Consider the following 26,453-nt stretch of genomic DNA (forward strand, 5'->3'; position numbering starts at 1 on the left):
GGTTATTTTTTGCAAAACTACGCTTTTAGCTTGCTTTACAAAATGTTAAGGTGTATTGTAATTCCTAATAACCGTACTACCTTTAGCAAAAAGTGTATTATGAAAAATCAGGTTTCCAAGGGCTTACCCCTATTTTTCCTCTTGTTTGGCGTTATTATTTTGGGATGCAAAGAGCAAACGGCTGATTCAAAAAATATGGATTTGGCCTTAAATGATATGGCTGCTCCTATCAAAGAAAGTCCAAAGAAGTCCTTATCTACAGATTTCAAGGAATACTGGTATGCAGGTTCCGCAGAAATTACCTCATATAAATTACAACAGGCTCGATATGGAGAGTTAAGAGATGGTAATTCCGTACTCATTTTTGTAACTGAACCCTTTTTACCAGAAAAACAGGTGAAAGCCGACCGCGGAGGAAAAGATAATGTTTCTGTTTTGAAATTGAATGCCACCAAAAATTATCTGACCGGAATATATCCTTATTCCGTTATGAGCAGCACTTTTTATCCTGTTCATGATAACCAACATGCCATTAAGACCAGTTTATCTGTACAAGAATGGTGCGGGCATGTTTATTCGCAAATCAATAACAGGGACAACTTTGAGTTTACTTCGCATTCGTATTTTGAAAGTGAAGCCGACCAAAATATTTCTTTGGATAAAGACCTTTTGGAAAATGAAATCTGGACCAAAATCCGAATCAATCCAGCAGACTTGCCTAAAGGCAATCTGAAAATGATACCCTCACTTGAGTTTGTCCGATTAAGACACAAAGAATTAAAGGCCTATAATGCCATAGCTACTCTGACAACCTCCGAAGGAATCAGTAGTTACTCAATCCACTATCCGGAACTAGAGAGAACTTTGAGCATAAACTTTACTTCTCAATTCCCACATAGTATTGAAAGTTGGACCGAAGATTTTAAAAGCGGATTCGGGCCCAAGGCAAAAATATTGACAACCACAGCAACAAAGTTGAAATCCCTAAAAACACCCTATTGGGGGCAAAACAGCGTAAATGATGTTGTTTTAAGGGATAGCCTGGGACTGTAATAAAAACCATTTTTGGCAAAAATATACCCTGTTAAAGATGTTCTAAATTCCATTTGGTCTGTATTGAATCTTTCTATATTTGGTGCAACCACTAAAGAACCATCTATGCGATATTTATGGGCCAGCATCTTGGCCGCCGTAATGTTCTCTCCATATTCATGGGGGCAAAAACCCCAAAAACCTTCTTCGGCGGAAATCTATCACAGCCTTCAAAAATTAAATTTCTTGGGTACGGCTTTGTACATTGCCGCGCATCCTGACGATGAAAACACGAGATTGATTTCCTATTTGTCCAACCACGATAAAGCAAGAACGATTTATCTATCCCTAACACGCGGAGATGGCGGACAAAATTTAATAGGTTCTGAATTGCGGGAACTTCTTGGAGTGCTTCGAACACAAGAACTTTTGGCTGCCCGAAGAACTGATGGAGGTGAACAACGATTTACAAGGGCCAATGATTTTGGTTACTCCAAACATCCAAAGGAAACACTTAAAATCTGGGACAAAGAAAAGGTTTTGGGAGATGTGGTGTGGGCCATTCGAAACTTGAAACCAGATATCATCATAAACCGATTTGACCATCGCACTCCTGGTACAACACATGGACACCATACCTCCTCAGCTATGCTGAGCGTGGAAGCTTTTGATTTGTCAAATAAGTCGGATGCTTATCCAGAACAGTTGGAATTTACTTCCACATGGCAACCCAAAAGAGCATTTTTTAACACTAGCTGGTGGTTCTATGGTAGTCGTGAAAACTTTGAAAAAGCAGATAAATCCAATTTGGTGAAACTAGATATAGGAACCTACTATCCAGAACTTGGACTTTCCAATAACGAAATTGCCTCCATTGCCAGTAGTCAACACCTTTGTCAAGGATTTGGAAGACTTACCACAAGAGGAACACAAGACGAATATGTAGAGTTGTTGAAGGGAGATTTACCTACTTCCAACAACCTATTTGAAGGTATCAACACAACCTGGACCCGTGTAACCGGTGGTAAAGTAGTAGGTGATATATTGTATGACATTGAGGCTAATTTTGATTTCAGGGACCCCTCCAAACACGTGCCACAATTGGTCAAGGCCTATGGGTTGTTACAAAAAGTAGAGGATGAGCATTGGAAAACTTTAAAGTCCGAAGAGCTTAAGTCATTGATTTTGGCCTGTTCTGGACTCTATCTCGAAGCGAGTGCCCAATCTGGCTCAACAACCCCTGAGAGTACTTCAAAAATCAATGTGGAAGTGTTGAACAGAAGTTCGCAGAACATTACTTTAAAAGACATTCAACTACCTGGAACTACAGCCAAAATTCATCCAAATGACCCTTTGGGCAACAATCTCAAGAAAAATTATGAGCTGGATTTTACCGTTCCTATCAACACTAGCTTCTCAAGTCCATATTGGTTGAATAGTCCTGGGACACTGGGTATGTACACCGTTGATGACCAGCAAATGATTGGAAAACCAGAAACTCCAAGTGTCTTCAATGCCATGTTCACGCTGGATTTTGAGGGAACCGAAATTGAATTCGAAAAACCTATTGTACACAGGTTTTCCAAGCCAGATAAGGGTGAGTTATATGAACCCTTTGCAGTATTACCCGAAGCTACTTCAAAAATAGATGAGAAGGTTCTTATCTTTTCTAATGGAGACAGCAAAGATATCCATGTAAAGATTCGTGCTGAAAAAGACAGCTTGTCCGGAACGGTAGTGCTCAACCATCCCGAAGGGTGGGAAGTCTCGCCAAGACAAATTACATTTTTTGTGCCTCAAAAAGGACAGGAACAATCGGTAACCTTTAACGTAACCCCACCCAATTATGAAAGTGAGGGGAAGATTTCTCCAGTAGTCACTAGTGGAGGGAAAACTTTTGATAAGGAGTTGGTAGAAATCAACTACGACCATGTTCCCAAACAATCCATCCTTTTGCCTTCCGAAGCCAAGGTAGTACGAATGGATATCCAAAGATCAGGAGAGCACATAGGCTATATTATGGGAGCTGGTGATAAGGTTCCTGAAAGCTTGGAGCAAATTGGTTATCAAGTCCACACGATCGATCCCAACGACATTGAAAAAGGCTCCCTTGACAAGTACGACGCCGTTGTGGTAGGAATCAGAGCTTACAATGTTGTGGAGTCCCTAAAATTTAAGCAGCCCGTTTTATTCGACTATGTTAAAAACGGAGGTAACATGATTGTACAGTACAATACGGCCGGAAGATGGGCAAAGCAATTTGAAAATATAGCACCATACGACCTAACCTTGTCCAGAGATCGGGTAACCGATGAAACCGCAAAAGTAAGTATCATCGCGAATTCACACTCACTGGTGAACTTTCCAAATGCGGTGAAGGAAAGTGATTTTGATGGGTGGGTACAGGAAAGAGGCCTGTATTTTCCGAAAGAATGGGCTCCAGAGTTCACCCCGGTTCTTTCAATGAGCGACGAAGATGAAGCCCCAACAGAAGGTAGTCTTCTTGTGGCACCTCATGGAAAAGGGTATTATATTTATACTGGTCTAAGCTTTTTCAGGGAACTTCCTGCAGGAGTGTCTGGAGCTTATAAACTTTTCGCAAATATGCTTTCCATAGGAAAAAACGAGGTAAAAACTGAGAGCAATGTCAAAGGATAGTGAAACAAGGGATTCGCAGTGGAAAAAAGAATATTCCATTGTTATCCTTCTGAACATCATCTATATTTTGGTTTTTTACTTTATCATGACATCAAATAACTAAACCTTAATGAACGTATTAGATTGGATAGTTCTTGGCGGTACGCTATTATTTATTGTGGGATTTGGGGTTTGGAAAACCCGAGGCAGTAAAAACGTTGATGACTATGTGAGGGGAGGCAATGATGCCAAATGGTGGACCATTGGACTATCAGTAATGGCTACGCAGGCCAGCGCCATTACGTTTCTATCCACGCCTGGACAAGCATTTCACGATGGAATGGGATTTGTGCAGTTCTACTTTGGACTTCCTTTGGCCATGATCGTAATCTGTTTGGTATTCATTCCCATATATAAAAAACTGAAGGTTTTTACCGCATATGAAATGTTGGAAGGTAGGTTCGACCTAAAGACAAGGACACTTACTGCCATACTATTCTTGATACAGCGTGGATTGGCAGCCGGTATTACCATTTTTGCACCTTCAATTATACTTTCTGCAGTATTGGGTTGGGACCTTAGGACCTTGAACATCATCATAGGTATATTGGTAATAGTCTATACGGTTTCTGGTGGGACCAAGGCGGTTAGCGTAACCCAAAAACAACAGATGTTCATTATAATGGTGGGAATGTTCTTTGCATTCTTTTTTATTCTTGGTTCACTTCCTACCGGAGTATCTTTTGCTGAAGCTCTAAAAATTGCTGGTGCCAACAATAAGCTTGAAATTCTTGATTTTACATTGGACACCAACAATCGCTATACATTCTGGAGCGGGATTACGGGAGGTTTCTTTTTGGCTCTGGCCTATTTTGGGACCGATCAAAGTCAGGTGCAGCGGTATCTTTCTGGAAAATCCGTGCGGGAAAGTCAATTAGGACTCATTTTCAATGGAATCTTAAAGATTCCAATGCAGTTTTTCATTCTTCTGGTGGGTGCTATGGTCTTTGTCTTTTATCAGTATAATTCCTCTCCGCTGAATTTCAATCCAGCTGCAACCGAAGCGGTAACCCAATCATCATACGCAGAAAATTACGAGTCATTGCAGGAAGGGCATTTGGAGCTTGAAAAAGAAAAACGAATGGCCCAAGAAGCTTTTTCGGCGGCACTGGAACTAAAAGAATATAATGCTATTGAACAAGCCAAGCAGGATATCCTTAAAATCAATCAAAGAGAGCGAGCCAATAGGGATGCTGCTAGAACATTGATCGCTCAAGCTGACGATTCGGTGGAGACCAATGACAAAGACTATGTCTTTATTCACTTTATCTTGGAAAACCTTCCGGTAGGGCTCATTGGGCTATTGCTTGCTGTAATTCTTTCGGCTGCCATGTCTTCCACTGCTTCAGAATTGAACGCCTTGGGAACCATTACCGCTCTAGATCTGTATAAAAGAAACCAAAAAGAAGAACGGGATGAAAAACACTATGTGTTTGCAGCAAAAGGGTTTACATTGCTATGGGGTATTTTAGCCATTGTGATTGCTTGTGTGGCAAATCTTTTTGATAACCTCATACAACTGGTGAATATTATCGGTTCCATTTTTTATGGGAACGTACTGGGTATTTTCCTTTTGGCCTTCTTCTTTAAATTTATTCGCGGAAATGCAGTTTTTGTCTCGGCCATAGTAACGCAGGTAATTGTAATTATTGGTTGGTATCTGGACTGGATGTCTTATTTATGGTTGAATGCCTTTGGGTGTGGCTTGGTAATCTTACTCGCTCTTCTCGTTCAGGCTTTTGATAATTTCCTGGACAAGCCGCCAATTGAAACATAAAAAAAGCCCACTTTAAAGTGGGCTTTTATGTTATTTTGAATGGAGAAATTTTATAGTGCTCCCCACTCTTTCAAAGAATCTTTATTGAGCTTCACGTAATCAGCGTTACCTGCTTCTTCAGCTACTGCCATAGATCTTTTAGCAGCCTCAATAGCTCCTTTTTTGTCACCAAGTTTAGCATAGATAAGAGATTGCTTTCTCATCATCCAGAATCCCTTTTCATTCATGGAAACTGCTTTGTCAATCCATTCTTTTGCTTTGTTCAAGTCCTTACCTTCATCCATAAAATAAGAAGCTGCGGCATAATAATCGTTGGCACTTGGTCCGGCCATTACAGATTCAATACTCTTGGTAGCTTTAGCCGAAGTAGGAACATCAAATTTCACACCCACATAAACTTTTTCCCACATAATCCCTAATGTAGCACCATTATTATGCATATCATCAATGGTTATGGTAAATGTCTCAATAGGCATTGGAATTGGGTAAACTTCCGTCTTTACTGTAGCCGCCACTTTGGAGGCGTCCCAATTTCTTGGTGTACCCCAATTGTTGGTGTCAGAATAAAAGATAACCTCCCAAACTGCTTCACCTGGCTTGGTGAAAATAGCGTAGGAACCTGCTTTCAATTCTTTTCCCTGAACCACAACATCATCACTAAAAGTGACGGTGGTGTTCTTATTGGCACCCGTTCTCCACAAGGCATCGTAGGGAACCAAGTTGCCAAAAATGGTCCTACCTCTCATGGAAGGTCTGGCATATTCAACAACAACCTCGGTTAGACCTACCGTCTGCTTTATTTTGGATGGTGGGCTCGGTTGCGGTGTCTGCAATTGAGCTTCCATAGAAATGGAAAGTAATGCGACAAATACAAATAATACTAATTTCTTCATTGGAACAGTGTTTTAGTTTTGTTAGTGGAACAAATCTACTTATTAAGGTATCGAGGTATTGTTAACAAAGCCTTAAAAGAACAAGAGCTCAATATATTTTGTTTAATATTTTATAAATATAATTAAACAAAATAATCGTATCTTTATCAAAATTCTATGAATGAAACTTTATCAACTACGTTCAAAACAAATTCTGCCCATCTCCAAGGAGGAAGCCTGGGGTTTTCTATCCGATCCTAGAAACCTTAAAACAATAACCCCGGAGCACATGGGGTTCCATATTCTTTCGGGTTCTGAAAAATCAATGTTTCCAGGACAAATAATCCAGTATAAGGTGAGTCCTTTTCCTCTTGTAACAACAAGATGGGTGACCGAAATCACCCATGTGAAGGAAGGTGAATATTTTGTGGATGAACAACGGTTTGGTCCCTATGCCCTATGGCATCATAAACACTTTCTCAAAGAAACTGAGCAAGGTGTGGAAATGCAAGACATTATCGACTACAAAATTCCCTTTGGGATTATTGGGCAGTGGATGCACCCCATTTTGGTTAAAAAACAATTGAAAAAGATATTCAAGTACCGAGAGCAAAAACTAATGGAGCTATTTGGAACAATACCAAACACCAAAAACTACCTAGTAATAGAGTCAATATAAAATGCCAGACCCAATTTCCATTTTTTGGTTCCGACGTGATCTGCGCTTGGAAGATAACGTTGGGCTGTATCACTCCCTAAAGGGAGATTATCCAATATTGCCCATATTCATCTTTGATTCCGAAATTCTAGAAAAACTGCCAAGAAATGATGCCAGGGTATCTTTTATATACGAACAACTCCAAAGATTACGTAAGCAACTAAGCTCAGAATTCAACAGTAACATAGCCCTTTTTCATGGCTCTCCTTTATCCATTTTCGAGAAACTTGCCAAGGATTATAGTCTAAAAACAGTATACACCAATCATGATTACGAACCCTATGCCATTCAAAGAGATTCGAGCATAAAAAACTTCTTGATAGAAAAGGGTATCAGCTTCAAGACCTTCAAAGATCAGGTCATTTTTGAAAAAGATGACATTGTAAAAGCCGATGGTTCTCCTTATGTGGTCTATACTCCATACATGAAGCGGTGGAAAGAGAAATTCAATCCCTCCATAAATCTATTGGACTATGATGCTTCGGAGAGTTTTGGCAACCTGTATCAAAATAAAAGTCTCCCCAACCTCAAATTGGAAGATTTAGGTTTTGAAACCTCAACCATCAAAATTCCAGAATATAAAGTCACTTCAAGCTTAATCCAAAGCTATGGGGACACTAGGGATTACCCAGCAATTGAATATGGTACCTCCAGGTTGGGACCGCATTTAAGGTTTGGAACAGTATCCGTTCGAAAGATGATAAAAAAGGCGGTGGCAGAGCAAAATAAGGTTTTCTGGAACGAACTGATATGGAGGGAGTTCTTCATGCAGATACTTTGGCACTATCCGCATACCGTCCATACGGCTTTTAAACCTAAATATGACCGTATTGCATGGCGCAATAACAAAGAGGAATTTGAACGTTGGAAAAAAGGAACTACAGGATACGCCCTTGTAGATGCTGGAATGCGGGAATTAAATTCGACTGGATACATGCACAATAGGGTCCGAATGCTGGTGGCCAGTTTTCTCTGTAAACATCTTCTCATAGATTGGCGTTGGGGCGAAGCCTATTTCGCCCAAAAGTTGTTGGACTACGAACTGGCCAGTAATGTTGGTAATTGGCAATGGGCTGCGGGCAGTGGCGTGGACGCAGCTCCATATTTTAGGATTTTTAACCCATTAACACAAGTTGACAAATTTGATAAACAGCATGAATATATCAGCAAATGGGTCCCTGAGCTCCAAGAACTCTCCTACCCTACCAAAATGGTAGACCATAAATTCGCCAGAGAGCGTTGTTTAAAAGTGTACAGAGAAGCTGTGGGTTAACGCTTTTTCAGTATTTTTAGAATCCGTTTGAAATTTTTACATGGGAAATTGTCCAGAAGATTTTAAATAGGCATTTGATTCGCAAACGACTAATTCAAATATCCTAATAATGAGAAAACCTTTCCTCTTACTCCTACTCTGCCTTGTTTCCATGAATCTGGCAGCACAAAAATTAAGTTCTAACAAAAAAGCGGTAATCGCATCTGTTGAAAACCACAAGGAAAATCTGATCAAGATCAGTGATTCCATTTGGGCTTACGCGGAAACCGCCTTCAATGAGTCCAAATCTGCTGAAGTCTTGGCGGCATATGCCGAAAAAAATGGTTTAACAGTGACTCGCGGTGTAGCCGATATCCCTACCGCCTTTACAGCTACTTACGGTTCTGGGAAACCAGTAATCAGTGTTCTTGGTGAGTTTGATGCACTCCCAGGACTGTCCCAAAATACAGTCCCGACAAAAGACCCAAGGATAGATGGAGCTCCAGGCCATGGATGTGGACACAACATGTTCGGAGCAGCCAGTTTAGGTGCAGCAATAGCCATAAAAGAACAAATTGAAGCCGGTAAAATTAAAGGTACCGTTAAGTTTTTGGGAACTCCAGCTGAAGAAAAGTACTTTGCAAAAGTATGGATGGTTCAAGCTGGTCTTTGGGATGATGTTGATGTAAACGTTAGCTGGCATCCTGGAGCAAATATTGAAGCTGATGTGCAAAGTGGACTTTCTCTTATCGATTTCATCGTAGAATTTTATGGGCAAGCGGCACATGCTTCCGCAGACCCTTGGAACGGGCGTAGTGCTTCCGATGCTCTTGAATTGTATACCACTGGAATCAACTATTACCGTGAACACATTAAGCCATCTTCCCGTATCCACTATCATATTCAAGATGGAGGTCAGGTGGTCAATGTAGTACCGGACTATTCCAAAATTTGGGTCAGGGTTCGCGATCCCAAAAGAAAAGTAATGCTTCCCACATACGAGCAAGTGAAAAAAATGGCAGAAGGAGCAGCAATCATGGCCAATGTTGACTATAAAATATCATTGGTTTCTGGAATCTATGAAACTCTTGTCAATCGCTCGGGAGGAGAAATCATGCAAAAAAACCTAGAGCTTTTAGGGCCAATCACCTATACCGATGAAGAAGTTGCCTTTGGTAAGGGAATTCAAAAAGCTACCGGAAAGCCGGAAGTTGGAATGGATAGTAAGATTGAGCCATTACGAGAAACCGAAGAGCTTCCCGGTGGAGGATCTACGGACGTAGGTGATGTCAGCTGGAACGTACCCAACATTAACCTAAGTGTTACCGTGGCACCAAAAGATACGCCTTGGCATTCCTGGGCAGTTGTGGCCTGTGGTGGTATGAGCATTGGACACAAAGGAATGGTCTATGCTGCAAAAGCCATGGGAATGACTATGTTGGATTTATTTGAAAGTCCCAAGGTTGTAGAAAAAGTAAAAGAAGAGTTCAAGACCCGTAAAGGTGATGAAAAGTATGAGGCCATGATTGATGGCCCGCCACCAATTGGAGGTAATTAGTAGCGGGTTTCTACGACCAAACAACCATCTTAAAAACACCTAAGAACATTACTAGTTATGAAGGTATATTTGATACTGTTGGCCTTGATTATTGCTGGAAGTATACAGGCTCAACGAGATAAACTTGCCATTTTTGATAACCTCGTCGGAAAAACATGGAAGGCTGAGGGAAAATGGGGAGATGGCTCTCAGTTTAAGCAAGAAATCACTTTTCAATTTGGGCTTGACAGCATGTTGGTCACAGCCAAATCGAAAGGATTTACGGACAGAGAGCAAACTATCTACGGCCCTAGAAACCATGGCATACGAAAGTATGATTCCAGGACCAACAGTATCAAATTTTGGGAATTCGACATTTTTGGAGGAACTACCGAAGGAACGGTTAAAAGCAAGGGCAAGGATATTATTTACACCTACTCTTATGGCGAATCTGTAGTTACCGATTATTGGGCCTATGTTGATGATCATACCTATGATTTTACTGTAGGAAGCTACGAAGATGGAGAGTGGAAGCAAACCTATATTACCACACAGTTCAAAGCCGAGAAAAACAATTTCGATTTCCATTTTGACCACTATTCCTTAACGGTTACCAAACTTGGGGAAACCGGAGACTTCTATCAGAAAATATTTGGATTGACAGAGATTCCGCACCCGGACAGAGCTCCTGGTTTTAGATGGTTTCAAATACGAGGTAATTCACAACTGCATCTAATCCAAAAGGAAGTAGCTGATTTTACACGAAACAAGAGTGTTCATTTGTGTGTGTCCACACAGAACCTTCAAAGCTTTATTGAACATTTGAAGTCGAACAACATCGATTTTTATGATTGGCCAGGAAACAAAAATTCGATTACTGATCGTTCAGACGGAGTAAAACAAATATACATCCAAGATCCCGAAGGATACTGGGTTGAAATCAATACTGCAAAACATTAAATATGGGCAATCCAATTCTTCAGACTTTTCCGCTGGGTGTTCCATGGCAGACACAAGATCCATTTTTGTTCTGTGTATACCACTGGGACCACTATCCTAAAGGTGATGGGAATTTTGGGCCAGACCCTGCCTTATTGGAAGGCAGAAACTTGGGAAATGATTTTGACCCCACACAAAAATGGCGCATGTACCACGGTCAGACCATTCCTGGGTTCCCTTACCACCCTCATCGTGGATTTGAGACCATAACCATTGTGAACAAGGGCTTTTGCGATCATTCTGATTCTCTTGGGGCCGCTGGACGTTTTGGTGAAGGAGATGTGCAATGGATGACAGCTGGTAGAGGGGTGCAACATTCAGAAATGTTCCCTTTGCTTCATACGGATAAGGACAACCCTTTGGAACTGTTCCAAATTTGGTTGAACCTTCCTAAAGCCAGTAAGTTTGTTGAACCACATTTTAAAATGCTGTGGTACGAGGACATTCCCGTAATCAAGGAAGAGAATGCAAGTATCAAAGTAATAGCAGGAAATTACAAGGGTACCCAGGCAAACAAGCCTACTCCCGATTCTTGGGCCGCATCTGAGGAAAATGAGGTAGCCATTTGGAACATTCAGGTTGACCCAAATACTGAATTTACCCTACCAAAAGCAACTGCCGAAGTTGCGAGAACCCTATATTTTTATGAAGGTTCCGAAATCTTTTTTGGAGAAAGAAAAGTAAACCCAAATTTTGGAATAGCGCTTGACCCTTCCCAAGATACAGTCCTAAAGGTTGGAGGAGAAAAAGCACATCTTTTGATGCTTCAGGGTAAACCTATTGATGAGCCTGTTGCAAAATATGGTCCCTTTGTGATGAACACCGAACAAGAAATCCAACAAGCCATGGAAGAATATCGGCTCACACAATTTGGGGGTTGGCCCTGGCCACATGCCGATAACGTACATGGAGCAGACAAGGGCCGCTTTGCAAAGTATCCTGATGGGACTTTGGTAGAAAAAAACTGAGCATCCCGAACGTTTTTAAAAGTGGTTATTCGGGTTTCATCCAAGAAGTTTAGGCGAGCAGTTTAATTACCATAGAAGATGAACTTGCGATAAATTGTCTTATCTTATCATAAGATAACAGAAAGAAAATGAAACGGATTCGACTATTGATTCAAGTACTGTTCATTAGCGTAATGTGCCTTCACTTGAGCTTTTCCCAAACCCAAAAAATCGATAGCCTCCAAAATTTACTGAAAAAGACCAGCGATACCACAAAGGTTAAAATATTGAGGTCCCTAGGAATGCAATTAAGGGGTCATGACAAGGAAGAAGCCCTTGAATATAGCTCCCAAAGTATGGAACTGTCCAAACAAATTGGATTTGTAAAAGGTGAAATAAAAGCACTATACGACATGGGGCTTACCCATGGTATGACAGCCAGCTATGCCGAGTCTCTTGACTTTTTTAACAGATGTCTTGATTTGGCCATAAAACACAATGACCTTGACGTTATGGTAGATGTCTATAGTTCTTTTGGAATTGTCTACAAACGTATTGGGGACTACCCTACCAGTCAAGCCTATTATCTCAAAAACATTAAACTGATTGATTCATTACAGCTGAATCGGGATGCCTCGTACGAATATATCAACCTAGGTATACTTTATGATTTGATGGACCAGCAGGAGAAGGCCATAGAAAGTTATAAGAAAGCACTTGAGGTATATACCGGACCGGACCTTGAATCCAAGGAAAGCATGGTCATGGCCAATTTGGCAGTGATAGATTTCAATAATGGAAACTATGAGGCTGCACTTGAAAAGTTTCGTAAAAGGCATGCCTATTTGGAAAAACAAAAAGACAATGTTGCCTTATGTACCAGTTATTCAAACATTGGCAATTGCTATCTCAATTTAGGACAATGGAATCTGGCTTATGATTATTTGATGAAATCCTTGGAGCTGGCCGACCAACTCTCCCTTCAACAACAGATCGTCGCAGGATACTATGGCCTGGCTGATCTTATGTTTCAACAAAAAAGATATAAGGAAGCAATTGAGTATTCCACAAAAAACCTTGAGGTCTTGGACGTTATTGGAGGGTACGATCAAAAACGTGAAGCCCACAAAATGGCCTATGAGATTTATGAGGCCATGAACCAGCTTCCAAAGGCCATCCACCATCTCAATCAGACAATGGCCTATAAGGACAGTCTACTCAACGAAACCAAGATCAAGGAAATCCAAAACCTTCAAATTCAACATGATGTATTTATTAAGGATAAAGAAATCGAGCAGAACGACCTACAATTGGAACTCCTCAATACCCGTATGGTACAAAACAATAGGCGTTTGGCTTATCAAGCCATTATTATTGCCCTGCTATTGCTTTCTTCGGTTTTGCTCTATTTCCGCTATAGAAATAAGAACAAATCCAACAAAATGCTCTCCGAGAAAAATGAAATCATATCTCAGCAAAAATTGTCCATTGAAGCTATGAACGAGGAGTTGGAAAAGCGGATGTTAAGGGCTCAAATGAACCCTCATTTTATTTTCAATTCCTTGAACTCTATTCAACACCTTATAAATTCAGGTGATAAACTGGCGGCACTTAGTTATCTCAACAAATTTTCAAAATTACTTCGACAGGTGCTTGAAAGTTCCATGGATGTCAATCTGGTCTTGCACGAAGAAATCGAATTGCTCAAAATATATGTGGAATTGGAATCACTCCGATTTGACGATTCTTTTGAATATGACTTTCACATTGATAAAAACCTAGAGGTTTACGAACATGAGGTTCCGATGCTTTTAGTACAACCCTATATTGAAAATGCTATTATTCATGGACTGATTCCCAAAGAAGGCCCAAAACAATTATCCATTTCTTTCAACGACCTTAAAGGTTACATTGAGTGCATCATTGAGGATAATGGCATAGGGTTTAACAAGGAGACAAAACCCAAAAAATCTTTGGGTCCATCTAGGGGGATGTCTATTACCGCTAAGCGGATTGATGCTTTGAAAAAATTTTCAAAAGAAAAGCTGTTGAAAATTGAGCAATTGAACGGCGGCCCCGAAACTGGTACAAGGGTTGTTATTTTGATTCCAAAGGAAAAATAAACATAGCACATTGAGCAATGTCCAACTTCACATCCAGGAAAAAGAACTTTTAGAAAATACCTTTAAAAAGTTACACCCGTACAATATTGGCCCCTATTGCACGTAAACGATCATCAATGTTTTCGTAGCCGCGGTCAATCTGCTCAATATTATGGATTGTTGAGGTGCCTTTAGCTGAAAGAGCGGCAATCAACAGACTCACCCCTGCCCTAATATCTGGGGAGACCATGGTTGTCGCCTTCAAAGTGGATTTAAAATCATGACCTATGACCGTAGCTCGGTGGGGATCGCATAAAATAATCTTTGCGCCCATATCAATCAATTTATCTACGAAGAAAAGTCGACTTTCAAACATTTTTTGATGGACAAGAACCTCACCTCGAGCCTGGGTGGCAACTACCAAAATAATACTCAAAAGGTCTGGTGTTAATCCAGGCCATGGGGCATCTGCTATGGTAAGTATTGAGCCATCTATGAAATTCTGGATTTGGTAGCCCTTTTCATGCTTAGGAATAAAAATATCATCTCCCCTACGCTCAACCTTAATGCCCAGTTTTTCAAAAACTGATGGTATTTGCCCTAAATCGTCCCAACTTACATCTTTAATCGTAAGTTCGCTCCTGGTCATTGCAGCCAAGCCTATCCAGCTTCCAATCTCAATCATATCCGGAAGCATGGTATGCTCCGTGCCTCCAAGGGCTTCAACTCCTTCAATGGTCAAAAGATTGGAGCCAATTCCAGTAATCTTTGCTCCCATTCTGTTCAACATTTTGCAGAGTTGTTGCAGGTAGGGTTCGCAAGCGGCGTTGTAAATGGTGGTGGTACCTTCGGCCAAGACGGCAGCCATCACAATGTTAGCCGTTCCTGTTACCGAGGCCTCATCTAAAAGAATATAGGTGCCTTTGAGCTTTTCAGCTTCAACACCATAAAAATATTCTTCGCGATTATACCTAAACTTTGCTCCCAATTTGATAAATCCTTCAAAATGGGTATCCAAACGTCTCCGGCCTATCTTATCTCCTCCAGGTTTAGGGATATATCCTTTTCCAAATCGAGCCAATAAAGGGCCAACCAACATAATGGACCCACGTAGGCCCCGTCCGTCTTCCTTAAATTTTGATGATTGTAGATACTCTAAATTGATGTCATCTGCCTTAAATGTATAGGACCCTTTTCCCTTTTTTTGAATTTTGACACCTAGGTCTTCCAAAAGGAAAATCAGTTTATTGACATCAATGATATCGGGAATATTATTAATGGTAATCTTTTCTTCCGAGAGCAATACGGCGCATAGAATTTGTAGTGCTTCATTCTTTGCTCCCTGGGGCGTGATCTCACCATGTAGTTGATGACCGCCCTCTATTCGAAATGTACCCATGGACTCCTTTAGAATTTAATACCTTTTCTTTCTGTTTCGCTGTCCCTTTTTACCGTTGTTGCTCCTGTTGGACTTACCTTGTCTGTTTTTCAGGAACTGGCCGCTTTCGGTCAAATTCTCTCCGCTATCGGACAGATCAATCTCACCGCTGCTCAATTCCTTCAGGTGCTCAAAGATCACCATGTCCTCAACGGTATCCTTGTTCCAATTTAGGTAGCACTTTTTCATATGGTTGGCGATGGCATATTCCAACCCGGAACGCATATCTCCTTTTTCCCATTTTACGGCCACATCGATCATTCTCTTGATATTGTTGCCATAGAATCGGTACTTTGGGTGGTTCTGCGGATATTCCAACGGTTCTGGACGTTGCTGCAAAACTTCCTGTGAAGTAATAGGAAATGGGGAGTCAACATCCAACTTAAAATCAGACATGATGAACAATTGGTCCCAAAGTTTATGTTGAAAATCAGGTACGTCCCTTAGGTGTGGCTGAAGGTTACCCATTACACTAATAATGGCTTTAGCCACCTTATTTCGCTCTTCCCTATCCTCTATAGATACGGCATGATCCACCATCTTCTGAAAATGACGTCCATACTCAGGGATATAGAGCTTTGGACGCTCTGTATTGTATTCTAAATTCTCTACTACGTTCAAACTAAAAGATTTATTGAAATTAAATTATCCGGAAGTCCTACGAATAATGCCTGCAAATTAATAAAATTATGGCAATCTACTGCGCTAAAGGGAAATTACTCCCTCCACTTGAGACACCTCCTTGTACTTGGCTATGACCTCATCCGGATTTTGGAGCTTTACAGTAATGGAAATACTGGTGTAGGTTCCTTTTTTGGATTTCTTGGATTCTATCACCGCTCCAGCATTATCAAAAATTTGGGTGATCTGCGCAATACGTTCCTCATCCGTAGGAACAATGAATTTATAAAGGTAGTTGGATGGCCATGATGTAGTTTCCAACAATTGCTCTTTGAGCCTTGCATAGAATTCATCCGTATTTTCCTTCTCCATTCTGTTATTTTTTTACAAATATATAGCTTAACCCCCAATTTTTTTTCCTTCTGCCGATTTCATTACTTTGTGCTAATAAACAATTGTATTTGGGCAAAAGTAAAGTTGTAATCACCGGTGCTCCGGGGACGGGAAAGACATCTATTGTAAACGGTTTGGAGAGTAAAGGGTTTCATTGTTTCCATGAGATTATCAGGGACATGACCTTCAAGGCAAGAATGGAAGAAGGTGACAAAGAACATATTTCCAACCCGCTGGTCTTTGTTGATGATGCCATGCAGTTCAATAAGGATTTATTGCATGGAAGGGCTCAACATCACAGGCAATCCAAGGACATTGATGCGCCCCTTTGCTTTTTTGATAGAGGTGTTCCCGATGTGCTGGCGTATATGGACTTTTTTGATCAGACCTATGGAAAAGAGTTTGTTGAGGCTTGTGAAAACCATAGATATGATGCGGTCTTCATTGTTCCCCCTTGGAAGGAAATCTACGTTTCGGACAATGAGCGCTTGGAAACCTTCAATGAGGCCGAAAAAATCCATGATGCCCTTATGAACACCTATACACAATTTGGCTATAACCCCATTATAGTGCCAAAAGATGTGGTTCCTGAGCGCGTAGCGTTCATTTTGGAAACCCTTAACCAAGTTTAGTGCAAAACGAAACTAAAGCCATTTTAAAAGAATTCTGGGGCCATTCTGATTTTAGAGGGTCCCAGGAAAAAATAATTGATGCCGTTCTGTCCAAGAAGGATGTTCTGGCCCTTATGCCTACTGGAGGCGGCAAATCTATATGCTATCAAGTACCCGCACTGGCCATGGAAGGTATTTGCATTGTGGTCTCACCTTTGGTGGCCCTTATCCAAGATCAAGTAGGACAGCTAAAAAATAAAGGAATAAAAGCTGCCATGCTTACAGGTGGGCTCTCTTTTGAGGACCTGATGAATACCCTGGACAACTGCCTCTATGGAAATTACAAGTTTTTATACCTGTCCCCAGAGAGGCTGCAACAATCCGTAGTGCAAGAACGTATTCGCGAGATGGATGTAAATCTTATCGCTATTGATGAAGCCCATTGTATCTCACAATGGGGAAACGATTTTAGACCGGCATACCTGGATTGTGCCGTTTTAAGGGAACTAGCTCCTAAAGCTCCGATTATTGCATTGACTGCGACCGCAACGCCACGGGTAGTAGAAGATATCCTAGGTAATCTTCAATTGGAGCAGCCCAGAGTTTTCAAAGATTCTTTTTCCAGGTCCAACATAGTATTTAAGGTAAAGCATACGCAGGATAAGCTATATCAGCTAAAAAAGTATTTAAACAAAATTCCAGGGAGTTCCATTGTGTATGTCCGTTCCCGAAAAATGTCCGTGACCCTAGCTGAATTTTTGAACCAGAGTGGTTTTCCTTCGGATTTCTTTCACGGCGGAATGTCAAAAGAAGAGAAAAGGGAAAAACTGGACCTCTGGCTAGAAAATCGAACCCGTGTGATGGTTGCCACAAATGCTTTTGGCATGGGTGTGGACAAGCCTGATGTACGTTTAGTGGTACATTACCAAATTCCTGATAGTTTGGAAAGTTATTTTCAAGAAGCCGGAAGAGCTGGAAGGGATGGAAATACTTCCCATGCGGTACTTGTTACAACCAAAGAGGATTTTGATATTGCCCAACAACAATTTCTTTCTTCACTTCCCAAGGTATCCTTCGTGAAGGAACTTTATGTTCAATTGAACAATTATTTTCAAATTTCCTTTGGAGAATCAGTCACGGAGCCCCTGGCCTTTAAGTTCAATGCATTTTGTAAGCGATATAACTTTAAAGCCAACATGGCGTACAATGCGTTCAGGATATTGGACCAGAATTCGGTACTAGCGCTATCTGAAAATTTCAGGGAAAAGAATGTTCTTAAATTTATTGCCTCAAGGGCGGGAATCTTCAATTACTTTGAAAGGAACCGTAAAACCGCTTCAGTTGTTCAAACCATACTTAGGACTTATGGCGGTATCACAGAATTTGAGACCAAAATTGACCTGTTTCTACTTTCAAAAAAAACAGGGAAGACCGAAAAGCGACTCAAAAAGATATTAAAGCAACTTCATAAAGATGGCATAGCCGAATATAAAAATACATCCAGTGATCTTGAAATCACTTTTCTGGTTCCCCGGGAAGATGATCGCACCATTAATCGGTTTGCAAAAAAAATTAAGGATTTCAATACGATTAAGCTAAGCAACCTAAAGTCCATGCTCGGTTACGTTGAAAATACCAAGCTTTGTCGTAGCACTTATTTACTTAAGTATTTTGGTGAAAAAACTACCACAAATTGTGGTACTTGCGATATTTGCACCAAGAAAGACAAAGAAGCTCCCACCCCCAAATTGGAGGAAAAAGTCATGGCCCTTTTAAAAATAGGCCCCTGTTCTTCCAGAAAATTGGAACAGGCCACTGGGGCAAGCGAAAAAACTCTTTTAAAAATATTACGCCAACTGCTTGAAGATGAAGTGGTCGTGTTAAACTATAAAAATGAATACACCCTTGGAAACTGAATCTTTACGAATTGTATTTATGGGCACTCCGGAATTTGCCGTGGCAAGCCTTAAAGGTATTATTGATGCGGGACTAAGAGTGGTCGGTGCTATAACCGCTCCGGACAGACCTGCGGGCAGAGGAAGAAAAATCCAGGAGTCTGCCGTAAAACAGTATGCAAAGCAACAAGATCTAAAAGTACTTCAGCCCACCAACTTAAAGGATGAAGAATTTTTGGACGAATTAAAAGGTCTCAAGGCCAATCTACAAGTTGTAGTTGCATTCAGGATGCTTCCCAAACAAGTTTGGGACATGCCCAAATTCGGCACCTTTAATCTTCATGCCTCCCTATTGCCCCAATATAGAGGAGCAGCCCCAATCAATTGGGCCATCATGAACGGGGAGACCTTGACCGGGGTCACCACTTTTTTTATTGATGACAAGATTGATACCGGTAATATTATACTACAACGACCAGAAAAAATCCTTCCGGATGACAATGTAGGCACATTACATGATCGATTGATGGACTTGGGTGCAGAATTGGTTGTTGAAACCTGTAGGCTAATTGAAAGTGGAAAGGCTGAAAGCTCAGTGCAAACAACAGAAGAAAAACTTAAACCGGCACATAAACTCCATAAAGAGACCTGTAAAGTGGATTGGACAAGACCGCTGGAAAAAATTCACGACCATATTAGAGGACTCAGCCCCTATCCTACGGCGTGGACATTTTTGGTAAACAAGGGAAAAGAAATCAATGTCAAGATCTATGAAACCAAAATGGAAGCCGATCAGCACAACCATTCTTACGGAACATTATTTATGGATAAAAAGACGTTAAAAGTTGCTGTTGAAGGAGGGTATCTTCATCTGCTGGAAATTCAATTGCCCGGCAAGCGAAAAATGAAAATCTCGGAAGTTTTAAATGGTCTAGATCTTGAAGAAAAAGCACATCTTCGCTAAACCCTTGCTGCGCCTAGGCTGGCAAAAATCGGCCATTTTGTTGCGACTTTATCAACAAACGTTTCAAGTTATCAACAAAAACCTTGATTTCCCTTGGTTTTACTTGCGTTAAAGGCAAATCCGTATAAATTTGTTCAGCATTAAAATTATATTAACAACAATTAATTTAATTCCATTATGAACAAAACAGAGTTAATCGATGCAATGGCAGCTGATGCAGGCATCACTAAGGCAGCAGCCAAAAAGGCATTGGAATCTTTCTTGGGAAATGTAGAAGGATCTCTTAAAAAAGGAAACAGGGTTTCTTTAGTTGGTTTTGGTTCTTGGTCCGTATCCAGGAGAAATGCCAGAGAAGGTAGAAATCCACAGACTGGTCAAACCATCAAGATAGCAGCTAAGAATGTAGTAAAGTTCAAAGCTGGAGCAGAATTGAGTGGTGCAGTAAACTAATTCAAGGTTTTTATAATATATGAAAGCACCTTTTAAAGGTGCTTTTTTGTTTACAGCAAATTCCGGCTTTTTGTAATTTTCGTATATTATATTACATTTAATAATAAGATTCCAGTATAAATGGTGAGCTACGAACCCAAAAAAGGAAAGCTATTGGTTGCGGAACCTACCCTGTCCGGAGATGTCTCTTTCAACAGGTCCGTAGTGCTCCTTGCCGAACATAACCAAGAGGGATCCGTGGGTTTTATACTCAATAAGCCATTGGACTACACCATTTGTGATCTTATTTCAGAAATAACAATTCCTTTCAAAGTATTCAATGGGGGACCGGTGGAACAGGATAATCTTTACTTCATCCACAAAGTTCCTCACCTTATTGATGATAGCGTGGAAATTTCTGACGGTATCTTCTGGGGAGGTAACTTTGAGAAAACGGTTAACCTCATCAATGATGGAACCATTACCGAGCAGGATATCCGTTTTTTCCTGGGGTATTCTGGCTGGGGGTCTCAGCAATTGGACCAAGAGCTTTCTTCCAAATCCTGGGTGGTGGTTCAAAATGAATATGAAAGTAATATCCTAAAAAAAGCTTCTACGGCTTTCTGGAAGGAAAAAATGATGGAGCTAGGTGGCAATTATGTATTGTGGTCCAATTCTCCAGAGAACCCTTCCCTGAACTAAATTAGCCTATTCTGGCTTTTGCATTAAGTTTACCCACCAGTTCCCTACTGACCTTATCTGTAAATTCTTTTTTCCTGTATTTCCGTATAGGTTGAATTCCTACAATGCTATTGGTAAAGAAAAGTTCATCCGCCTTTTGTAGTTCAAATGGTGAAATGGATTCTTCCAAAAGTTGAAAATCCTCCGTTGCGGAAATAATCTCTACAAGTTTTTTTCTAACAATACCATCCAAACAGCCATCGCTCAAGGGAGGGGTCTTTACTTGATTTCCCACAACTAGAAACAAGTTCCCGTTTATAGTTTCCACTACCTGCTTATCGGTATTGATTAGAAGGCAATTAGCATAGCCATTTTCTTTGGCGTAAACACTGGCCACCACATTTAGAATCTTGTTATTGGTCTTTAAGTTGGAAAGCATGTCCTTGTTTACATAGTAGTCCTTAAACAGTTCTACTTCATAGGGATTATCATCAATAACGTAAAAAGGCGATTCCAGTGCACTGACCTCAATAATAAAAGATACATTGTTGGTTTCCGGGCCATATAGCCCTCCATCATTTCTAAAAACAGTCAGTCTTACCCTGGCCGCATGGTTCTCAAAGCCATTTTGCTGCACTGTTTTTTTTATCTCTTCTTCCAGGTATTCCAAGGTGAATTCCATTGGAATTTCCATTCTAAGAATGCGCATGGATGACATCAGTCTGAAATAGTGGTCTTCCCAAAAGAAAAGTACACCATTTACACAACGTACCGTTTCAAAAAGGGCATCTCCATATTTTAAACCTCTGTTCTTGTTGTTGAAAAGGGCGGTATCGGAAGAAGTTAGCTTCCCATTTAGATTGACCATAAAAAAAGCCTTGAAAAATCAAGGCCAAATATACGTTTTACTTAAGAACTGATCTACTTGGAACCAAGAACATGTTTCAGGTCAGCGACCTGGTTTTCCCATAGCATTTTTGCCTCATCCAATTCATCCTCTTCCGCAAAATCTGTTATGAAGAGAGAAACATCTTTTGTGATTTCGTCCACAATGATCTTCATTTCAAAATAGGTATCATCATCATTCTCTTCCCATGCAAATTTTACAAACTCATCGCTTTTCCGTTTTAGCATCTTGGCCTTCTCCTCTGCCCCATCCCAAATGAAACTGAAAATCTCACTTCGCGAGTTAACATTATCTGCGTACCATTCTGATAGTCCAGAAGGCGTGGAAATATATTGGTAAAGCAACTGTGGAGATGCTTGTATTACGAATTCTATTTCAAATTTTATCTTATCGCTCATATGCGCCGTGTTTATCCTTTTCTAATTTGATATAATTCGGGAAGATAAAAAAATAAATATCAAATAATAAATTAATACTGAATTTTGATTCGGGAAAAATTAAACTTTATATTTGCACCCGCTTAAACAAACCACGGCGAGGTAGCTCAGGTGGTTAGAGCGCAGGATTCATAACCCGGAGACAAAATTGAAATATTGTAGTAAATGGCGAGGTAGCTCAGGTGGTTAGAGCGTTGGATTCATAACCCAGAGGTCGGGGGTTCAAGTCCCCCTCTCGCTACTTTTTGATGATAAAAAACCCAAGACGAAAATCTTGGGTTTTTTTGTTCTGTACAACATATGTACAACATTTTTGGTTTTTCCTTATCATTCCACATAGTCTCTAAAAATAGTGTGCCTACCGTGCTTGACCACCAAATTCGGAAGCTGTTTCAAAGGGCTAATTTTTTCGACTATATCCACACGGTAGAATTTGCCATCAATTTTGAATAATTCTTTTTTTCTTGCCCCAAATGCTGCGGATTGAAAAGACCTTTCCTCAAAATAGGTAAACTCCCAATACAGTTTTTCTGGGTCGATTTTTCTAAAAATCGTGATTAAATGTGCATACATGGTCATTGCAATGGTGCTTTTGATTTGCCAGTATTACCCAAAAGCCGAAGCGCAACGGTCTGCAATTTACACGGAAAGAAAGCTTTTTTTGAAAACCCCGTTCTGATAAAACCTATGAAATCCCTATCGGCATATTCTATAACCTTGACATTATAGAATTTATGGTCAGTCGGAAAATCAAGAGGTTTTCCCTTCCATTGCACCAATCGGTACAAGGCTTCCAACTTTTTACCATATAATCCTGTCCTTTCGTTGTGGTAGACGAAATTGTGAATTGTCCCGTAATGCTGTTCTTTGATGTTAGATCTGTTCTTTTTATTTGTTTTCATTTTTGTTATTTAGAGTAAAAATGAATTTGGCCAATTGATTGCCTATATATTAATGGAACTTGTGACCTGATCCATCTTTTCACTTTAATAGCGTGTTTAACGATCTTTTGCCTTAAGTAATGCTCATCATTTGATTTTGCTTCCCCGATCATATCTTCCTTTCCCAAATCCCCATAATAGCCATAACAACTGTCCAAAGTATTTCCACTGGAATCGGCAATGGAGTAACCGAATACATTACCCGTCAAATAATCATCGTACAACCGAACATTGTCCCTAATCATTTCTTCCAATTCCTTGGCAGTTTTATCCCCTGCCCGTAAACCCCATTGCTTCAACGTAGGAATATCTATAAAGGCAAAACCGATTTGGCTGCTATCCCAACAGCAAATAAAAGGGCTAGTCTTAATAGTAATGCCACCGTGGTCGTACATGAAAACTGACAATATGGCCAAGGGGCAATATTCATCTTCAATAGCTTCTCTTATAGCTTCCCAACTCTCAAATTCATTGGTATCAAAATCGGTGTTATTATGCAAATCATATCGTTTGTGGTTTAGACAAAAAAGTACATGCCCATCCCAATCCCTAAGTGGATTTTGGGGAAAATCATCCCGCTCGATTTTGATTTCATATCCTTTATAATGCAACGTTTCCATGTCTGATATTTTTTAGCGTCAATATTTTAATTCTCAATTAGACCAAAATCGAATTGACCTTCCCACTCTCCAAATTCACAAATGCCCCATGCTTTTGAATCTGCTTGTGGTACAATAACCGAAATAGGCAATCGGAAGCATGGGCGACCAGTACATCGTTGATGAAAAGTGATTGCTCGTTCAGCTTATCGGAATAGGCACATCCCGCACCTTGAAGACGGGGAATGTCATGGGCATCCAAATCGGGAAAAAAATCGATGATGTTTTTGAGTTTGTCCACCATTTCAAAATCTTCCCGTTCCATATTTCGTTCTTCCTCGAACAAAGTTCCTAACACGAATTGCCCACTATCCCTACAGTTGCCAATGTCCAGCCAATAGAACATGCTTTGATATTCAGACCCCTTGAAGGGAAATGCAAGCGATTTTGATAACAGCGTTCTAAATCGGGCATTATCGACACAAGTGATGATGATGTTCGCCCGAATATCCTCGCCATCGGGAAGTGCATCCATGGGAATTCCTTCCCATTGCAGACCAAAGGCAATATTTACCTTATTGACGGCATTGACCACTTTATACTCCCCTACATCACTAAGGGCATAGAGTTGTCTGCCAACATTGTTGTTTTCAACCATATCCGAATCATAGGCGATTATGTGCAAACCTGGGTGTCCGATTTGGCGCAGGGCAAAATCCATCCGTGCCAACCGTGCCAGCATCAGGGAACCTGTACCCCCTACCCCGATCAATGCAATGGTTATGGGATGTGTTGGATTGTAAAAGTAGTTGGGAGCGAAATGAATTCTAGTTTTCATATAAATCCTTTAAGGTCAATTTGTTTTTTTTCAGTAGAGCGTCATCAAAGAATGTTTTCCTGAAATTCCGTTTCATTACATCCACAATGTTCCCTTTCGCAATGTTGTTGTGATGGGTAGCCGTAAAAACGGAACGAAAGAATTGCTGCTCGACAAACCCCATGATGTCCTCGTAATAGTCAAAGCCGTCATAATCCATCGAGGCATTGCCCATACATACATTTCCTTGCCTCCCTACGTTCAATAACGGTGCGTGGTACAATGAAACGGTGTCGGTCAATGTATCCTTTCGATGGAGGGCAAAGACTTTAAGGGTGTTCCCTTCAAGCTTGAAGATCAGTTTTGGCAAGGGATAATTTCCCGAAGCGATACCCGTTCGTGTATCGAAATACAGGGTGTGCTGTTTTGGATGGACGTACCATACCAGTTGGAGATTTCCTTTGAAATCAAAATGAATAAGGTTCTTGGGCAACATTCCCTTAAACCTGAACTTTATCAAATCCCCTTCCAAACACCTAAAGAGGTTTCGGGCGGTATCCTTGGTCAGCGGCATCCCTGCCGTAAGCTTTGCCCCTACGATGTTGTGATATGAAAAGTAGTGCCCCCTGTTGTAATAATCTTCTTCTTGGGAATAACCGATAATGGCAAATTTTGGAAGAAAGTGTTCATCGGGCCGTAAATTGGCAATCTGTTCCATGTTCAAAGCAGTCTTAAAAGTTCGTTGAGATCGGTAAGAAATTCTTCCAATCGATTAAGTTTGTAGGTCGACCCTTCCTCAAAGGGCTGTAGGTTACCTTTTTCGACCGTAGTTAGTTCATAGGCAGAAATAATGTCATATTCGTTGGAACATTCGTTGAGCATTTCGATATAGGAACGGGTAAATTCACTGTCCGCATCGTCAACTATCAGGAAAGATTCCCAATGCTCGAACATACTTTCATAGGCATCCCTTGTTCCGATACGGAACGGCACCCGAAAATCAATGGTATCGGCTTTTGATAACAGTTCCTTGATTCCCTTGTGCAGGGGTTTTCGAGGACGGTATTTTAGTAAAAGGAATTTCCAATCCTGTGGTTCGTATTCGTCGAACAGCTTTTGGTAGCGACCAAAGAACCTGACCGAGTTACAATTACCAAAAACACTCCCGTTTTTCCTATGGTAGGCTTCTTCCTCAAATAGATATTCCCAAAGCCAGTCCACCCTATCCTCTCCCGTATGGAAAAGATTGATATAGGGTAGGCTTTTGATAAAGGACATTAGTATATCAAAAAGCATAGGGTTTTTCCATCGAAGGGGCATAACGGGTCGCAACGGAATGCAATAGACCGTGCTACGATTCCCGATATGGCGTTTCAAGACCAAGCGCAGGTCGGCATCTTCCCGTAAAACTTCGATATGGTCAATTCTTGCCCTTTCTTTCAGCCGATTGGCACATCGCAATATCAAATCATCCAAGCTATCGGATGCCGAAAACCGCCAGTCGTCAATATTTCCCGAAAAGTTACGGGTGGCATCCACCATTAAACTGGCAAGTGCCTTTATATCAACCGATGATCCGTCCTCGATTATCGGCTTGGAAAGAATAGGCAGAACGCTCAGGTCAGAAAGGGAAAAACCTTTGGTTGCAAGACTTTCGGTCTTTGCGTTCCGTACCTGTAATGGGATTGTTGAACCGCCTTGAACAATCGGGCGTGGAACTCTTTGAGTTCTTTCGATAAAAGGGGTGTCGGTTTGTGGGTGCATCTTTCGTGATTTAGAAATTCGTC

General features: G+C 40.8%; 26 protein-coding genes and 1 tRNA gene. 15 read left to right on the forward strand and 12 right to left on the reverse strand.

What is annotated here, in order from left to right:
* Nucleotides 1-99: 99 nt before the first annotated feature.
* The 3 genes from DX873_RS06395 (at nucleotide 100) to DX873_RS06405 (ending at nucleotide 5,506) form a co-directional block, all read left to right on the forward strand.
* The gene (locus DX873_RS06395) at nucleotides 100-1,053 is read left to right on the forward strand and encodes a septum formation inhibitor Maf (RefSeq protein ID WP_116183655.1); all 954 of its coding nucleotides are present in this window, start codon (nucleotides 100-102) and stop codon (nucleotides 1,051-1,053) included.
* Nucleotides 1,054-1,158: 105 nt separating this feature from the next.
* Nucleotides 1,159-3,690 (forward strand): PIG-L family deacetylase, encoded by a 2,532-nt coding sequence (locus DX873_RS06400; protein WP_116183656.1) that lies wholly within the window; start codon nucleotides 1,159-1,161, stop codon nucleotides 3,688-3,690.
* A gap of 109 nt (nucleotides 3,691-3,799) precedes the next feature.
* Nucleotides 3,800-5,506 carry a sodium:solute symporter family protein gene (locus tag DX873_RS06405; RefSeq protein WP_116183657.1) on the forward strand — a complete coding sequence of 569 codons (1,707 nt, stop codon included), beginning with the start codon at nucleotides 3,800-3,802 and terminating at the stop codon, nucleotides 5,504-5,506.
* Between the two features lie 50 nt (nucleotides 5,507-5,556).
* On the opposite strand, the gene DX873_RS06410 is transcribed toward DX873_RS06405, so the two are convergent.
* A complete protein-coding gene (locus DX873_RS06410) occupies nucleotides 5,557-6,399 on the reverse strand; it encodes a DUF2911 domain-containing protein (protein WP_116183658.1) in 843 nt (280 codons plus the stop codon).
* Between the two features lie 160 nt (nucleotides 6,400-6,559).
* On the opposite strand from DX873_RS06410, the gene DX873_RS06415 reads away from it, so the two are divergent.
* From DX873_RS06415 to DX873_RS06440, 6 genes are all read left to right on the forward strand, one after another.
* Entirely contained in the window at nucleotides 6,560-7,057 is a 498-nt protein-coding gene (locus DX873_RS06415; RefSeq protein WP_116183659.1) for an SRPBCC family protein, read from the forward strand.
* Between the two features lies 1 nt (nucleotide 7,058).
* Nucleotides 7,059-8,369 (forward strand): cryptochrome/photolyase family protein, encoded by a 1,311-nt coding sequence (locus DX873_RS06420; protein WP_116183660.1) that lies wholly within the window; start codon nucleotides 7,059-7,061, stop codon nucleotides 8,367-8,369.
* A 109-nt stretch (nucleotides 8,370-8,478) separates the two neighbouring features.
* A complete protein-coding gene (locus DX873_RS06425) occupies nucleotides 8,479-9,906 on the forward strand; it encodes an amidohydrolase (protein WP_116183661.1) in 1,428 nt (475 codons plus the stop codon).
* A 57-nt stretch (nucleotides 9,907-9,963) separates the two neighbouring features.
* A complete protein-coding gene (locus tag DX873_RS06430) occupies nucleotides 9,964-10,845 on the forward strand; it encodes a VOC family protein (protein ID WP_232520872.1) in 882 nt (293 codons plus the stop codon).
* Between the two features lie 2 nt (nucleotides 10,846-10,847).
* Entirely contained in the window at nucleotides 10,848-11,852 is a 1,005-nt protein-coding gene (locus DX873_RS06435; RefSeq protein ID WP_116183662.1) for a pirin family protein, read from the forward strand.
* Between the two features lie 128 nt (nucleotides 11,853-11,980).
* Nucleotides 11,981-13,954: a tetratricopeptide repeat-containing sensor histidine kinase gene (locus tag DX873_RS06440; RefSeq protein ID WP_116183663.1), complete on the forward strand. Its 1,974-nt coding sequence runs from the start codon at nucleotides 11,981-11,983 to the stop codon at nucleotides 13,952-13,954.
* 70 nt (nucleotides 13,955-14,024) lie between these two features.
* Here the strand turns inward: DX873_RS06440 and murA are convergent, their stop codons facing one another.
* The 3 genes from murA to DX873_RS06455 form a co-directional block, all read right to left on the reverse strand.
* The gene (gene murA / locus DX873_RS06445; protein WP_116183664.1) at nucleotides 14,025-15,332 is read right to left on the reverse strand and encodes a UDP-N-acetylglucosamine 1-carboxyvinyltransferase; all 1,308 of its coding nucleotides are present in this window, start codon (nucleotides 15,330-15,332) and stop codon (nucleotides 14,025-14,027) included.
* A 15-nt stretch (nucleotides 15,333-15,347) separates the two neighbouring features.
* A complete protein-coding gene (locus DX873_RS06450) occupies nucleotides 15,348-15,992 on the reverse strand; it encodes a DUF4290 domain-containing protein (RefSeq protein WP_116183665.1) in 645 nt (214 codons plus the stop codon).
* 84 nt (nucleotides 15,993-16,076) lie between these two features.
* The gene (locus DX873_RS06455; RefSeq protein ID WP_116183666.1) at nucleotides 16,077-16,364 is read right to left on the reverse strand and encodes a DUF493 family protein; all 288 of its coding nucleotides are present in this window, start codon (nucleotides 16,362-16,364) and stop codon (nucleotides 16,077-16,079) included.
* Between the two features lie 89 nt (nucleotides 16,365-16,453).
* On the opposite strand from DX873_RS06455, the gene DX873_RS06460 reads away from it, so the two are divergent.
* The 5 genes from DX873_RS06460 to DX873_RS06480 all read left to right on the forward strand — a co-directional run bounded on the left by DX873_RS06460 (nucleotide 16,454) and on the right by DX873_RS06480 (nucleotide 20,986).
* Nucleotides 16,454-17,017 carry an AAA family ATPase gene (locus DX873_RS06460; protein ID WP_116183667.1) on the forward strand — a complete coding sequence of 188 codons (564 nt, stop codon included), beginning with the start codon at nucleotides 16,454-16,456 and terminating at the stop codon, nucleotides 17,015-17,017.
* Nucleotides 17,017-18,912, forward strand: a complete 1,896-nt coding sequence (locus tag DX873_RS06465) for a RecQ family ATP-dependent DNA helicase (protein WP_116183668.1) — start codon at nucleotides 17,017-17,019, stop codon at nucleotides 18,910-18,912. The genes DX873_RS06460 and DX873_RS06465 overlap by 1 nt, the downstream gene beginning before the upstream one ends.
* Nucleotides 18,890-19,855, forward strand: coding sequence for a methionyl-tRNA formyltransferase (gene fmt / locus DX873_RS06470; protein ID WP_116183669.1), 966 nt, complete (start codon nucleotides 18,890-18,892; stop codon nucleotides 19,853-19,855). Before DX873_RS06465 ends, fmt begins: the two co-directional genes overlap by 23 nt.
* Before the next feature lie 177 nt (nucleotides 19,856-20,032).
* On the forward strand, nucleotides 20,033-20,305 hold the full coding sequence (locus tag DX873_RS06475) for an HU family DNA-binding protein (RefSeq protein WP_116183670.1): 273 nt from the start codon (nucleotides 20,033-20,035) through the stop codon (nucleotides 20,303-20,305).
* Between the two features lie 120 nt (nucleotides 20,306-20,425).
* Complete coding sequence (locus DX873_RS06480; protein WP_116183671.1) at nucleotides 20,426-20,986, forward strand: YqgE/AlgH family protein; 561 nt, start codon at nucleotides 20,426-20,428, stop codon at nucleotides 20,984-20,986.
* A 1-nt stretch (nucleotide 20,987) separates the two neighbouring features.
* Here the strand turns inward: DX873_RS06480 and DX873_RS06485 are convergent, their stop codons facing one another.
* The gene (locus tag DX873_RS06485) at nucleotides 20,988-21,833 is read right to left on the reverse strand and encodes an aminotransferase class IV (protein ID WP_116183672.1); all 846 of its coding nucleotides are present in this window, start codon (nucleotides 21,831-21,833) and stop codon (nucleotides 20,988-20,990) included.
* Nucleotides 21,834-21,886: 53 nt separating this feature from the next.
* Nucleotides 21,887-22,270 (reverse strand): START-like domain-containing protein, encoded by a 384-nt coding sequence (locus DX873_RS06490; RefSeq protein ID WP_116183673.1) that lies wholly within the window; start codon nucleotides 22,268-22,270, stop codon nucleotides 21,887-21,889.
* Nucleotides 22,271-22,476: 206 nt separating this feature from the next.
* Here DX873_RS06490 and DX873_RS06495 point away from each other — a divergent pair.
* Nucleotides 22,477-22,550, forward strand: a tRNA-Met gene (locus DX873_RS06495).
* An 86-nt stretch (nucleotides 22,551-22,636) separates the two neighbouring features.
* Here the strand turns inward: DX873_RS06495 and DX873_RS06500 are convergent.
* The 6 genes from DX873_RS06500 to DX873_RS06525 are packed head-to-tail and all read right to left on the reverse strand — an operon-like array spanning nucleotide 22,637 to nucleotide 26,430.
* Nucleotides 22,637-22,888: a hypothetical protein gene (locus DX873_RS06500; protein WP_116183674.1), complete on the reverse strand. Its 252-nt coding sequence runs from the start codon at nucleotides 22,886-22,888 to the stop codon at nucleotides 22,637-22,639.
* Complete coding sequence (locus tag DX873_RS06505) at nucleotides 22,885-23,211, reverse strand: hypothetical protein (RefSeq protein ID WP_116183675.1); 327 nt, start codon at nucleotides 23,209-23,211, stop codon at nucleotides 22,885-22,887. The genes DX873_RS06500 and DX873_RS06505 overlap by 4 nt, the downstream gene beginning before the upstream one ends.
* A 5-nt stretch (nucleotides 23,212-23,216) precedes the next feature.
* Complete coding sequence (locus DX873_RS06510; RefSeq protein WP_116183676.1) at nucleotides 23,217-23,870, reverse strand: hypothetical protein; 654 nt, start codon at nucleotides 23,868-23,870, stop codon at nucleotides 23,217-23,219.
* Between the two features lie 37 nt (nucleotides 23,871-23,907).
* Nucleotides 23,908-24,687 carry a PRTRC system ThiF family protein gene (locus DX873_RS06515; RefSeq protein WP_116183677.1) on the reverse strand — a complete coding sequence of 260 codons (780 nt, stop codon included), beginning with the start codon at nucleotides 24,685-24,687 and terminating at the stop codon, nucleotides 23,908-23,910.
* Nucleotides 24,677-25,384 carry a hypothetical protein gene (locus DX873_RS06520; protein WP_116183678.1) on the reverse strand — a complete coding sequence of 236 codons (708 nt, stop codon included), beginning with the start codon at nucleotides 25,382-25,384 and terminating at the stop codon, nucleotides 24,677-24,679. Before DX873_RS06520 ends, DX873_RS06515 begins: the two co-directional genes overlap by 11 nt.
* A 2-nt stretch (nucleotides 25,385-25,386) precedes the next feature.
* Nucleotides 25,387-26,430 (reverse strand): hypothetical protein, encoded by a 1,044-nt coding sequence (locus tag DX873_RS06525; RefSeq protein ID WP_116183679.1) that lies wholly within the window; start codon nucleotides 26,428-26,430, stop codon nucleotides 25,387-25,389.
* Nucleotides 26,431-26,453: the final 23 nt, after the last annotated feature.

Origin of the sequence: Flagellimonas nanhaiensis, from assembly GCF_003382275.1 — a bacterium.
In the GTDB taxonomy this organism is placed as follows: domain Bacteria; phylum Bacteroidota; class Bacteroidia; order Flavobacteriales; family Flavobacteriaceae; genus Flagellimonas; species Flagellimonas nanhaiensis.

Coding starts and splice junctions, on each gene's coding strand:
- DX873_RS06395 (WP_116183655.1), top strand. CDS start 100: ATGAAAAATCAGGTTTCCAAGGGCTTACCCCTATTTTTCCTCTTGTTT.
- DX873_RS06400 (WP_116183656.1), top strand. CDS start 1,159: ATGCGATATTTATGGGCCAGCATCTTGGCCGCCGTAATGTTCTCTCCA.
- DX873_RS06405 (WP_116183657.1), top strand. CDS start 3,800: ATGAACGTATTAGATTGGATAGTTCTTGGCGGTACGCTATTATTTATT.
- DX873_RS06410 (WP_116183658.1), bottom strand. CDS start 6,399: ATGAAGAAATTAGTATTATTTGTATTTGTCGCATTACTTTCCATTTCT.
- DX873_RS06415 (WP_116183659.1), top strand. CDS start 6,560: ATGAAACTTTATCAACTACGTTCAAAACAAATTCTGCCCATCTCCAAG.
- DX873_RS06420 (WP_116183660.1), top strand. CDS start 7,059: ATGCCAGACCCAATTTCCATTTTTTGGTTCCGACGTGATCTGCGCTTG.
- DX873_RS06425 (WP_116183661.1), top strand. CDS start 8,479: ATGAGAAAACCTTTCCTCTTACTCCTACTCTGCCTTGTTTCCATGAAT.
- DX873_RS06430 (WP_232520872.1), top strand. CDS start 9,964: ATGAAGGTATATTTGATACTGTTGGCCTTGATTATTGCTGGAAGTATA.
- DX873_RS06435 (WP_116183662.1), top strand. CDS start 10,848: ATGGGCAATCCAATTCTTCAGACTTTTCCGCTGGGTGTTCCATGGCAG.
- DX873_RS06440 (WP_116183663.1), top strand. CDS start 11,981: ATGAAACGGATTCGACTATTGATTCAAGTACTGTTCATTAGCGTAATG.
- murA (WP_116183664.1), bottom strand. CDS start 15,332: ATGGGTACATTTCGAATAGAGGGCGGTCATCAACTACATGGTGAGATC.
- DX873_RS06455 (WP_116183666.1), bottom strand. CDS start 16,364: ATGGAGAAGGAAAATACGGATGAATTCTATGCAAGGCTCAAAGAGCAA.
- fmt (WP_116183669.1), top strand. CDS start 18,890: ATGAATACACCCTTGGAAACTGAATCTTTACGAATTGTATTTATGGGC.
- DX873_RS06475 (WP_116183670.1), top strand. CDS start 20,033: ATGAACAAAACAGAGTTAATCGATGCAATGGCAGCTGATGCAGGCATC.
- DX873_RS06480 (WP_116183671.1), top strand. CDS start 20,426: ATGGTGAGCTACGAACCCAAAAAAGGAAAGCTATTGGTTGCGGAACCT.
- DX873_RS06485 (WP_116183672.1), bottom strand. CDS start 21,833: ATGGTCAATCTAAATGGGAAGCTAACTTCTTCCGATACCGCCCTTTTC.
- DX873_RS06490 (WP_116183673.1), bottom strand. CDS start 22,270: ATGAGCGATAAGATAAAATTTGAAATAGAATTCGTAATACAAGCATCT.
- DX873_RS06500 (WP_116183674.1), bottom strand. CDS start 22,888: ATGACCATGTATGCACATTTAATCACGATTTTTAGAAAAATCGACCCA.
- DX873_RS06505 (WP_116183675.1), bottom strand. CDS start 23,211: ATGAAAACAAATAAAAAGAACAGATCTAACATCAAAGAACAGCATTAC.
- DX873_RS06510 (WP_116183676.1), bottom strand. CDS start 23,870: ATGGAAACGTTGCATTATAAAGGATATGAAATCAAAATCGAGCGGGAT.
- DX873_RS06515 (WP_116183677.1), bottom strand. CDS start 24,687: ATGAAAACTAGAATTCATTTCGCTCCCAACTACTTTTACAATCCAACA.
- DX873_RS06520 (WP_116183678.1), bottom strand. CDS start 25,384: ATGGAACAGATTGCCAATTTACGGCCCGATGAACACTTTCTTCCAAAA.
- DX873_RS06525 (WP_116183679.1), bottom strand. CDS start 26,430: ATGCACCCACAAACCGACACCCCTTTTATCGAAAGAACTCAAAGAGTT.